Here is a 10644-nt window from a genome sequence, read left to right on the forward strand (position 1 = left end):
CCCTGCGGGCGGCTTGGCGGGTCGGCGGGTGCCGGGGTGTTGCCCTGCGGGCGGCTTGGCGGGTCGGCGGGTGCGGGTTCGTGGGGGTTGATGGCGCAGTTCCCCGCGCCCCCTTGGGGCGCTGTCAGCCGACGCCGATGGGGCGGTGGCCGGGGGGCAGGGCGCTGTGGTGGGTCAGTTTGTTCTGGAGGGACGTGAGGAGGCCGAGGTGGTGGGGGTCGAGGGTGCCGGTGTCGTCGAGGTGGACGGCGCAGGCGGTGGTGGTGTCGACGAGCCGTTCGAGGGTCGTGGCGATCTCGTCCGCGCCGTCCGCGTGCCGGGCGAGGGGCGGAAGTTCGGCGGAGGCGAGGGCGATCGCGGCACGGGCCTCGGCGAGGGTGCGGTAGGCCTCACGGCGCAGCGCCCAGCGGGCCTCACGGTCCTCGGACTCCGACAGCACGTGGGCGAGGTACTCGCCTGCCGCGCCGCTCGCCCCGGCAAGCCGGGCGCGGATGGCGTCGCCTCGCCGGCCGGGCGTGGGCAGGTGTCCGACCACCAGCACGATGGCACAGGCCAGCAGGGTTTCGCCGATCCGGGCGAGGGACGCCTGGGGTTCGCCGCCGGCCATCACCAGGGCCAGGACGAGCACGGTGACGACGGCGGTCTGCGCGGCGAAGTGCCGGGTGGCGAGCGGGATCAGCGCCCCGCAGACGGTGACGAGGACGACGAGACCTTCCGGCCGGGGCAGCACCGCGGCGAACCCGGCGAACAGCAGCGCGCCCAGCACGGTTCCGGCGGCGCGTGACAGCACGCGGGAGGCCAGCGGCCCGAGGTCGGGCTTGACGAGGAAGACGGCGGTGGCGGGCAGCCAGTACCAGTGCTCGTGCTGGCCGTACCAGCGTGCGTGGTAGAGGGCCTGGGCGACGGCGGCGCTCACGCCGAAGCAGAGGGCGACGCGCACCCCGTACTCGCGGCCGCGGGCGCCGAGGACGGTCCGCAGGACGGCGGCCCGGGTGCGCCTGCGGCCGTGCAGCCGCCGGCTGTCGGCCCGGTCGAACGCCTCGGCCGCGTACAGCAGGGCGTCGTCCAGGGCGCGCAGGCCGGGCGCGGAGCGGGTGGGGGCGGGCAGCGGGCCGGTGGGGGCTCCGTTGCGCACGGCTGCGGCGAGGCGGCGGGGCGCCTCGGACGTACGGTCCGGCACCGGGTCGCCCGCCCAGGCCAGCGCGGTCGCGGCTTCGGCGAGCGGGAGGGCCGCGGCGTACTGGGCGTGCAGCCGGCGTTCGGCCGCGGAGGAGGGGCGGCGGCGCAGCCGGGGGCCGGCGAGCGCGTCCTGCGCCTGGTCGAGGGCGGCGGTGAGCGCGGCCCTCCGTGCGGTGGCCCCGTCCGAGCCGGCGGCGTCGAGCAGCCCGGCGACGGCCTCGTACACCCCGGCGACTGCGGCGCGCTCCCCGTCGAAGCGCAGCTCGAAGCGGCGGTCTCCGGCGAGGGTGTGGGAGGTGGGCAGCGCGAGCCGCAGCAGGAGCAGCCAGGCGGCGCCCGCGGCGAAGGCGACGGCCCGCAGCCAGCCCGGCTCGGGCAGCGGCATGCCCGCCCCGACGGCGGCGCCCACCAGCAGCTGCGTCCCGGCGGAGGAGCCGACAGGGCCCAGCGCGCTGATCCCCCCGGCGGCCAGACCCAGCACGGTGAGCAGCAGGGTGAGCAGCACGGCGGGCGCGTGGTCCCCGGCGAGGGTGCCCGTCAGCAGCCCGGCCGCTCCCGCGAGGGCGGGCGTCCCGATCCGGGCCACGGAGGCGCGCCGGCTGCCGGGCCGGTCGTTGATCCCGGCGAACATGGCGCCGATCGCGGCGACCACCCCGAGGGTGGGCCGCCCGGCGAGCACGGCGGCGAGCAGCAGCGGCCCGCCGCCCAGCGCCCCACGCAGCACCGCGCTCCGGGAGACCGGCCCCCGCTGGGAACGGAGGGCATGGGCGAGCCACGGGGGTACGGCTGGGGCGGTGCGGGTCACAGGGCTCCTGTCGTCCGGTCGCTGCGGCTGCTCCTTCGGGCAACGCTGACCGGGGCGGAACTCATGCCCCACGGTAGGCGGCCTTCACCGCCGGGAGGGAACGGGCCTGTTTCCCCGGTGTGACAGCCGGGCCGGCCCGCCCGTCCGCCGTCCGCGGACCTCACGGTGGCCCAGGCCCCGGCTCGCTGAAATGCCCAGCAGTATTAGCCGCTTCCTGCCCCCTCGCCCATCGAATTGCGCCGTTGGTGGGAAAGAACGCTCTCCGCGCGCCCAGGGTGTGCGGTGGACCTACGCTGCGGACATGGGGAGGCACAGTCCACGCCATTTCCGTTCGAGGAGAGCTGATGGCTGATCGCGTTACAGCTCCGCGCCGACGCGGCTATCGCGAAGGCATAGGCGGCGAGATGCTCGCCGAATTCCTGGGGACTTTCGTCCTCATTCTGCTGGGTATCGGATCCGTCGCCGTCGCGCTCGTGGGTCTGCCCGGTTCCGGGCGCCAGTTCGTGGACTTCGGCCCGGCGAACTGGCTCATCATCTGCTGGGGCTGGGGCTTCGGCGTCATCTTCGGCGTCTACGTGGCGGGCGGCATCAGCGGCGCCCACCTCAACCCGGCGGTGACCCTGGCCTTCACGGCGCGCAGGGATTTCCCCCTGAAGAAGGTGCCGGCCTACTGGCTGGCCCAGCTTCTCGGCGCCTTCGTCGCCGCCGCACTCGTCTACGCCTGCTACCACTGGGCGATCGACGCCGCCGACGCGAAGGCCGGTCTGGCCCGTGACGAATCACTGGGCACCTATTCCATCTTCGCGACCTTCCCCGCTGAATACTTCGGGGATTCATGGTGGGGTCCGCTGCTAGACCAGATCGTGGGCACCGGAATTCTCCTGCTCCTGATCTGCGCGCTCATCGACATGAAGAATGTCGCGCCCCTCGCGAATCTCCACCCGTTCCTCATCGGCCTGGTGGTCGTCGCCATCGGCATGACCTTCGGCACGAACGCCGGATACGCCATCAATCCCGCGCGCGATTTCGGCCCCCGGCTGTTCACCTACTTCGAGGGCTGGGGAGACATCGCCTTGCCGGGCACGTTCGGGTGGTTCAGCGGCTACTGGTGGATCCCGATCGTCGGCCCGCTGATCGGCGGCGTCGTCGGCGTGCTGGTGTACGACCTGATCATCAAGCCGGTGATCAACGCCAGGACTCGGGCGATGGAGGACCAGGAGGAAGGCCCGGCCACCGAGGAGGTGTGAGGCCCCGGGACCCGTCGTCGTCAGTCAGGAAAGGTTTGAGCGATGCCCGAATTCGTCGGCGCTGTGGACCAGGGGACCACCAGCACCCGCTTCATGATCTTCGATCATGCCGGTAACGAGGTGGCGAAGCACCAGCTGGAGCACCAGCAGATCCTGCCTCGTTCCGGCTGGGTCGAGCACGACCCGGTGGAGATCTGGGAGCGCACCAACACGGTGATCCAGAACGCCCTCCGCGACGGCGGCCTGTCGGCCTCCGACCTGCGGGCCATCGGCATCACCAATCAGCGTGAGACGACCGTCGTGTGGGATCCGCGCACCGGCCGTCCGTACTACAACGCGATCGTCTGGCAGGACACGCGCACCGACAGCATCGCCGCGGCCCTCGAGCGCGAGGGGCATGGCGACACGATCCGCCACAAGGCGGGCCTGCCGCCGGCCACCTACTTCTCCGGCGGCAAGATCAAGTGGCTGCTGGACAACGTGGACGGGCTGCGCGAGGCGGCCGAGGCGGGCAACGCCCTGTTCGGCAACACGGACGCCTGGGTGCTGTGGAACCTCACCGGAGGTCCGAACGGCGGCATCCACGCCACGGACGTGACCAACGCCAGCCGCACCATGCTGATGAACCTGGAGACCCTCGACTGGGACGACGAGCTGCTCGGCATCTTCGGCATCCCGCGCTCGATGCTCCCGGCCATCCACCCCTCCTCGCATCCGGAGGCGTTCGGCCAGGCCCGTACGTCCCGGCCGCTGGGCGCCGCCGTGCCGATCACCGGCGTCCTCGGCGACCAGCACGCGGCCACCGTGGGGCAGGTCTGCTTCTCCCCGGGCGAGGCGAAGAACACGTACGGCACCGGCAACTTCCTGGTGCTGAACACCGGCACCGAGCTGGTCCGTTCGCAGAACGGCCTGCTGACGACGGTGGCGTACCAGTTCGCCGGCAGCCCGGCGGTGTACGCGCTGGAGGGCTCCATCGCCGTGACCGGCGCGGCGGTGCAGTGGCTGCGCGACCAGCTGAAGATCATCGGAAGCGCCCCGGACAGCGAGCAGCTGGCGCGGTCGGTGGAGGACAACGGCGGCATGTACTTCGTGCCGGCCTTCTCCGGCCTCTTCGCCCCCTACTGGCGTTCCGACGCCCGAGGCGCCATCGTCGGCCTGTCCCGGTACAACACGGGCGGCCACATCGCGCGGGCCACGCTGGAGGCGATCTGCTACCAGAGCCGCGACGTGGTCGAGGCGATGGAGCAGGACTCCGGGGTGCACCTGGACGTGCTCAAGGTGGACGGCGGCGTCACCGCGAACGACCTGTGCATGCAGATCCAGGCGGACGTGCTCGGGGTTCCGGTCAGCCGGCCCGTCGTCGCGGAGACCACCGCGCTGGGCGCCGCGTACGCCGCGGGCCTCGCCACGGGCTTCTGGAGCGACGAGAACGAGCTCCGCTCGCACTGGCAGGAGTCCAGGCGCTGGGAGCCGTCGTGGGACGAGGACCGGCGCCGCCAGGGCTACGAGGACTGGAAGCGGGCCGTCGAGCGCACCCTGGACTGGGTGAAGGTCGACTGATCCCGGGGCGACCGGCTTCTCGGCGGTCGCCTCGCGCGACGGCTCAGCGGTCGGCGATGTCCTCACGCAGACCGTCGGAGAACTCCCACCAGGACAGCGGGAGCCAGTCGCCGTTGACGAACGCGTCCACGGTCGCACCGCGGCCGCGGACCGTCACGGTCGTGCCCGGGGGGTACGTGGTGCCGGACAGCCCGGGCACGGCCACCAGCAGTGTTCCCAGCCTCTGAGCTGCCATGTTCCGCCCTTCCCCTCTCGTCGGATGTCGCGTCGGGTGGCGTCCTGATCGCCGGGTGCGACGACCCCGGGAACGGGGCGGGCGTCGCACGATATTCGTCGGACTCTACCGGCTTGCTCCGGCCACAAGACCGGAGAATCATGAGATATCGGTCACGCGGGCCATCGGGAGGGGCGTCGCTGCGCACCACGCAGAACACCAACCGAACGGAGATCGCACCATGAAGGCCGTCGTGTACAAGGGACCGTTCGAGGTCGCCGTCGAGGACGTCGAGAACCCTACGATCCAGCATCCGAACGACGTGATCGTACGGGTCACCTCGACCGCGATATGCGGGTCCGACCTGCACATGTACGAGGGCCGCACGGCCGCCGAGCCGGGTATCACCTTCGGACACGAGAACATGGGCATCGTCGCCGAGGTCGGCCCGGGCGTCACCTCGCTCAAGGAGGGCGACCGTGTGGTCATGCCCTTCAACGTCGCCTGCGGCTTCTGCACCAACTGCGTCGAGGGCTTCACCGGGTACTGTCTCACCGTCAACCCCGGCTTCCCGGGCGGCGCCTACGGCTATGTGGCCATGGGCCCCTGGAAGGGCGGACAGGCGGAGTACCTGCGCGTCCCCTACGCCGACTTCAACTGCCTGAAGCTGCCGGCGGGCACCGAGCACGAGAAGGACTTCGTGCTCCTCGCGGACATCTTCCCCACCGGCTACCACGGCTGCGAACTCGCCCAGGTACGCCCGGGCGACAGCGTCACCGTGTACGGCGCCGGACCGGTCGGTCTGATGGCCGCCTACTCGGCGCTGCTGCGCGGCGCGCGGAAGGTGTTCGTGGTCGACCGCGTCGCGGAGCGGCTGCAGAAGGCCGAGGAGATCGGGGCGGTCCCGATCAACTTCGCGGAGGGCGACCCGGTCGAGCAGATCCACGACCAGACCGAGGGCATGGGGACCGACAAGGGCATCGACGCCGTCGGCTACCAGGCCTCGGCGGGCGGCGGCACCGACCGCGAGGAGCCGGCGACCGTGCTGAACTCGCTGGTCCGCACGGTCCGGGCCACCGGCATGCTCGGCATCCCCGGGCTGTACGTGCCGTCCGACCCGGGCGCCCCGGACGAGCAGTCCAAGCAGGGCATGCTGCTGGTCGCGGTCGGCAAGCTCTTCGAGAAGGGCCTGAAGCTCGGCACCGGCCAGTGCAACGTCAAGCGCTACAACCGGCAGCTCCGCGACATGATCATCGAGGGCCGGGCCGAGCCCAGCTTCGTGGTCTCGCACGAACTGCCGCTGGACCAGGCGCCCTCGGCGTACGACAAGTTCGACAAGCGGATCGAGGGCTACACCAAGGTGGTGCTGCACCCCTAGGGACACCTCTGTCCTAGGGACACCGCTGTCCCAGGGACACCGCTGTCCTAGGACACCGTCTGTCCTAGGGAGACTGTCTGTCAGGGGCGGCGGCGGGCGTACCGGTCCGTCGCCGCCACCAGGGCGTCGTCCCCGACGGCGCCCGCGTCGTGCCCGGCGTCGTCGACGATCACCAGCTCGCTCCCCGGCCAGGCGTGGTGCAGCCGCCACACGATGCCGAGCAGGTTGCCGAAGTCGAGGCTGCCCTGGACCAGGGTGCCGGGGACGCCCTCGAGGAGGTGGGCGTCGCGCAGGACGACGCCCGCCTCTCCCCCGTCGCCGGGGAAGCCGCCGAAGAAGTGGTCGTTGCCCCAGTAATGGGTGACGGTGCGGGCGAAGCCGTAGCGGTACTCCGGGTCCCGGAACCGCTCGACGGAACCCGGCGGGGCGGGGATGATCGCCGTCTCCCAGTCCGTCCACGCCCGCGCCGCCCGCGCCCTGACCTCGGGGTCGGGTGATTCCAGCAGGCGGTTGTACGCGGCGGCCAGGCTGCCGTCGCGCTCGTCCTCGGGCAGCTCGGCGAGGAACCGCTCGAACGCCTCCGGGAAGATCCGGCCGAGGCCCCGGGTCAGCAGGTCGACCTCTGCGGGCGAGCCGGTGGCCACCCCCGTCAGCACCAGCTCGGACACCACGCCGGGGTGGGTCTGCGCGTACCGCAGGCCCAGGGCCGAGCCGAAGGACACCCCCCACACCAGCCAGCGCTCGATGCCCAGGTGTGCCCGCAGCCGCTCCAGGTCCGCCATGAGGTGCGGAGCCGTGTTGACGCTCATGTCGCTGGCGAAGTCGGCGGCCGACGGCCGTGACCGTCCCGCGCCGCGCTGGTCGAACAGGACGATGCGGTAGGCGGCGGGGTCGAAGTAGCGCCGCAGTCCTGCGCCGGCGCCGGAGCCGGGTCCGCCGTGCAGCACCACCGCGGGTTTGCCGTGCGGGTTCCCGCTGGTCTCCCAGTGGAGGCGGTTGCCGTCCCCCACGTCGAGCATGCCCTGGTCGTACGGTTCGATCTCCGGATACCTGCCCATCCCGGCACCGTAGCGCGGCCGGGCGGGTCCGCTCACCCCTGTTTCGCCGGGCGCAGTCCGGCCGCCGTGGCCGCCGTGCGCAGAACGTCCCTGAGCATCTCGGGGGTGAGCTTGCCGGTGAAGGTGTTGCGCTGGCTGACGTGGAAGCAGCCGTGGAGGCCGAGCGGAGGACCGTCGGCGGCGTCCAGCTCGACATGGGCGCCGTGTCCGAAGGCGGGCCGCGGGCGGGGCACGGTCCAGCCGGCCTCGGCGAACGCGGGCAGCGCCGCCTGCCAGCCGAAGGCGCCGAGGACGACGGCCGCCCGGACCGTGGGCCGCAGCAGCCGCAGCTCCTGCACCAGCCAGGGCCGGCAGGTGTCCCGTTCGGCCGGGGTGGGCTTGTTGGCGGGCGGGGCGCAGTGCACGGGCGCGGTGACGCGGACCCCGTACAGCTCCAGGCCGTCGTCGGCGTGCGCGGAGGTCGGCTGGGAGGCGAGGCCCACGTCGTACAGCGCCTGGTACAGCACGTCGCCGGAGCGGTCGCCGGTGAACATCCGGCCGGTGCGGTTGCCGCCGTGCGCGGCGGGCGCGAGACCGATGATCACCAGCCGTGCGTCGGGCGGCCCGAACCCGGGCACCGGCCTGCCCCAGTACGTCCAGTCCGCGAAGGCGGCCCGCTTGGTACGGGCGACCTCCTCACGCCAGGCGACCAGGCGCGGACAGGCACGGCAGCCGGCGATGCGCCGGTCGAGCCGGGCGAGGCCTTCGGGATCCATGGCTCCACGGTAGGGGGTCCGGTCGGCGGGCCGGGCGGGCTAAGGTCGGGAACATGGTTGCGGAGGGTGCGGGGAACGACAGGACGGCCGGCGTGGGCGAGGGCGCGGAGGCCACGCCCGAGGCGGCGGGCCCGCAGAACGGCGAGACCGTGCGGATCGACAGCTGGATCTGGTCGGTGCGGCTGGTCAAGACACGGTCGATGGGGGCCACGGCCTGCCGGGGCGGGCACGTCCGCGTGAACGGCGAGCGCGTGAAGCCGTCGCACTCCGTGCGGGTCGGCGACGAGGTACGGGTGCGGGTGGAGACGCGGGAGCGGGTCGTCGTCGTGAAGCGGCTGATCCGCAAGCGGGTGGGGGCGCCGGTCGCCGTCCAGTGCTACGTCGACAACTCGCCGCCGCCTCCGCCCCGCGAGGCCGTCGCCCCGGCCGGCATCCGCGACCGCGGCGCGGGTCGCCCGACCAAGCGGGACCGCCGCGAGCTGGAACGGCTGCGAGGGCTGGGCGGCCCCGGCCCGTTCGGCGGCCTCGCCGGCCCGCCCGCCCCCGACGACCCGGGTGCGGCTCCGGGCGGACGCGGCGGCGCGAACGGGCGCGGAGCAGGCGGCCGCCGAGGCCGGTCCAAGGGCGCGGGCGGCACGCCCCGCCCGTAGGGACGGCTGCGGCACCAAGGGCGAACCGGCGCCGACGCATCCAGCACGGGAGATCGGCACCGAACTCACCCGGCGACAGCCGGAACAATGGCACCGGCCCTCGCCCGTGAAACCGGGCGCCGAAAGACCAGCACGCATGCCGACGCCCACCGTCGCATCGAACGCAGACGGCCGCCTCCGTCACCGCCCGCACCCGTACCGGGGGGCGGAGGGAGGCGCCGGGGGTGCCTGCCCCGGCCGGAGACCCGGGCGCCGCGTCACCCACGCGTGGGCGGCCGACCTCCCCCGTCAGGCGCGGACCGCCGGCACCGCCCGTACCCAGATCCCGTCCTCCGTCAGGTACCGGTCCACCCTCAGGCCTTCCTCCCCGAGTGCCGTCTCGAACTGCTCCGTCGTCAAAGGACGCGACCGGAACGTCTGGGTCCAGGTCGCGTCCGGGAAGACGTACTCCGCGTGGACCGAGTCGACGCCGTCGCCGACCGGCTCCACGGACACGATCCGCACCGTGAAGCCCGCCGGGTCGACCCGCTCGCGCGGCACGTTCGTGTGGGCGTCGGCGCCCTCTCTCTGGATCAGTACGCACCCGCCCTCCGCGAGATGCCGCACGCAGGTGCGCAGCATGCCCCGGCGCACCTCGGCGTCCCCCGCGTGCACCAGGAACGAGGCCAGCAGCACCACGTCGAAGGTCTCGCCGAGGTCGAGCCGCTCGATCGGGCCGCATATCGTCCGCGCCCCGCGCACCCGCTCCAGCATCTCGGCGGACTCGTCCACCGCCGTCACCTCGAAGCCGCGCTCCAGCAGCGCGTGGGTCATCCGCCCCACCCCGCAGCCCAGTTCCAGGATCCGCGCCCTCGCCGGCACCGCCACCGCGATCACGTCCGGCTCGTCCCCCACGGGAAGCCGCGCGTACAGCTCCACCGCGCACCCGTCCGGGGTGATCGCCCCGGGTCCCGTCCCCTCGTACCCCGCCCGCGTCGTCTTCTCCATGCCCGTCGAACGGGCCGCGCCCGCACGTCCGTTCCACCACCCGCCGATACCACCCGAACGAGTGACCGGGTCGGGGCCGGGCACCCGGAACGTGAGGAAGTTCCGGCCGCCACAGGGTGAGGCTCGTGATGCGTACGGGCAGTGAACCGACGACCGCGCGGAGTCCTCTGCGCGTGCGGTTCTGGCTGAGCGTGTGGGGCGTGCTCTGGACGGTGTCGGGAACGGTGGCGTTCGCTCTCGCCGGGTATCCGGGCTGGGCGCTGGCCTGCGGGATGCTGTTCCTGGTCGTCGTGGCGGACCTGGCGTTCGTGGTCCGGCACATCCGCCAGGGCCCGCACTACCAGCCGGGGCGCGACGTCCCGCCGTACGAGCCCCCGCACGGGCCGCCGACGGACCGGCGCTAGCTGCCCGCGCTCAGCCGTCGAAGCGCGCGGCCTTCAGGTACTCCGGGTTCGGGTCCAGCGCTGCCGCGAGGCGGAAGTGCCGTTTGGCCGGGTGGGTCCTGCCCTGCCGCTCGTAGGTCCGGGCGAGGGCGAAGTGGGCGAAGGCGTTGTCCGGCTCCCGCTCCAGGACGAGCGAGAACTCCAGCTCGGCGGGGCGCAGCTGGGCCGCCGCGAAGAAGGCGCGCGCCCGGAGCAGCCGGGCGGCCGTGTTCTCGGGATGGACGTCGATCACGCCGTCGAGCAGCTTCACGGCGCCCCGCGGGTCGCGGGAGGCGAGCAGGTGCTCGGCGGCGCGGAAGTCGATGACGTGCGTCTCCGGCGTACGTCCGGACGGACCACTAATCTGGGGCACGGCGGAATCCTTCCCT

General features: G+C 73.0%; 11 protein-coding genes. 5 read left to right on the forward strand and 6 right to left on the reverse strand.

Annotated features, from left to right (window positions below; all coding sequences use genetic code 11):
- Positions 1-124: 124 nt before the first annotated feature.
- Complete coding sequence (locus ACF1AG_RS00225; protein ID WP_391809134.1) at positions 125-1984, reverse strand: FUSC family protein; 1860 nt, start codon at positions 1982-1984, stop codon at positions 125-127.
- Positions 1985-2328: 344 nt separating this feature from the next.
- Here ACF1AG_RS00225 and ACF1AG_RS00230 point away from each other — a divergent pair, with 344 nt between their 5' ends.
- Both ACF1AG_RS00230 and glpK read left to right on the forward strand, forming a co-directional pair.
- Positions 2329-3231, forward strand: coding sequence for an MIP family channel protein (locus ACF1AG_RS00230; protein ID WP_359602846.1), 903 nt, complete (start codon positions 2329-2331; stop codon positions 3229-3231).
- A gap of 42 nt (positions 3232-3273) precedes the next feature.
- Positions 3274-4791 carry a glycerol kinase GlpK gene (glpK, locus tag ACF1AG_RS00235; RefSeq protein WP_359602844.1) on the forward strand — a complete coding sequence of 506 codons (1518 nt, stop codon included), beginning with the start codon at positions 3274-3276 and terminating at the stop codon, positions 4789-4791.
- Positions 4792-4834: 43 nt separating this feature from the next.
- Here glpK and ACF1AG_RS00240 read toward each other — a convergent pair whose 3' ends face one another.
- Positions 4835-5026 carry a hypothetical protein gene (locus tag ACF1AG_RS00240; protein ID WP_031018510.1) on the reverse strand — a complete coding sequence of 64 codons (192 nt, stop codon included), beginning with the start codon at positions 5024-5026 and terminating at the stop codon, positions 4835-4837.
- A gap of 220 nt (positions 5027-5246) precedes the next feature.
- Here ACF1AG_RS00240 and ACF1AG_RS00245 point away from each other — a divergent pair, with 220 nt between their 5' ends.
- Entirely contained in the window at positions 5247-6383 is a 1137-nt protein-coding gene (locus tag ACF1AG_RS00245) for a glutathione-independent formaldehyde dehydrogenase (protein ID WP_359747417.1), read from the forward strand.
- Positions 6384-6463: 80 nt separating this feature from the next.
- Here the strand turns inward: ACF1AG_RS00245 and pip are convergent, their stop codons facing one another.
- Together pip and ACF1AG_RS00255 are read right to left on the reverse strand one after the other, a co-directional pair.
- Positions 6464-7441 carry a prolyl aminopeptidase gene (gene pip / locus ACF1AG_RS00250; RefSeq protein ID WP_387794750.1) on the reverse strand — a complete coding sequence of 326 codons (978 nt, stop codon included), beginning with the start codon at positions 7439-7441 and terminating at the stop codon, positions 6464-6466.
- 32 nt (positions 7442-7473) lie between these two features.
- On the reverse strand, positions 7474-8196 hold the full coding sequence (locus ACF1AG_RS00255; RefSeq protein WP_359602839.1) for a uracil-DNA glycosylase: 723 nt from the start codon (positions 8194-8196) through the stop codon (positions 7474-7476).
- 53 nt (positions 8197-8249) lie between these two features.
- On the opposite strand from ACF1AG_RS00255, the gene ACF1AG_RS00260 reads away from it, so the two are divergent.
- A complete protein-coding gene (locus ACF1AG_RS00260; protein ID WP_387794749.1) occupies positions 8250-8846 on the forward strand; it encodes an RNA-binding S4 domain-containing protein in 597 nt (198 codons plus the stop codon).
- A gap of 288 nt (positions 8847-9134) precedes the next feature.
- On the opposite strand, the gene ACF1AG_RS00265 is transcribed toward ACF1AG_RS00260, so the two are convergent.
- Positions 9135-9833: a class I SAM-dependent methyltransferase gene (locus tag ACF1AG_RS00265; protein ID WP_391809135.1), complete on the reverse strand. Its 699-nt coding sequence runs from the start codon at positions 9831-9833 to the stop codon at positions 9135-9137.
- 128 nt (positions 9834-9961) lie between these two features.
- On the opposite strand from ACF1AG_RS00265, the gene ACF1AG_RS00270 reads away from it, so the two are divergent.
- Positions 9962-10237: a DUF6343 family protein gene (locus ACF1AG_RS00270; protein WP_359602833.1), complete on the forward strand. Its 276-nt coding sequence runs from the start codon at positions 9962-9964 to the stop codon at positions 10235-10237.
- Positions 10238-10247: 10 nt separating this feature from the next.
- On the opposite strand, the gene ACF1AG_RS00275 is transcribed toward ACF1AG_RS00270, so the two are convergent.
- Positions 10248-10628 carry a tetratricopeptide repeat protein gene (locus tag ACF1AG_RS00275; protein ID WP_391809136.1) on the reverse strand — a complete coding sequence of 127 codons (381 nt, stop codon included), beginning with the start codon at positions 10626-10628 and terminating at the stop codon, positions 10248-10250.
- Between the last annotated feature and the right edge of the window lie 16 nt (positions 10629-10644).

Origin of the sequence: Streptomyces sp. NPDC014764, assembly GCF_043082785.1 — a bacterium.
Taxonomy (GTDB): domain Bacteria; phylum Actinomycetota; class Actinomycetes; order Streptomycetales; family Streptomycetaceae; genus Streptomyces; species Streptomyces althioticus.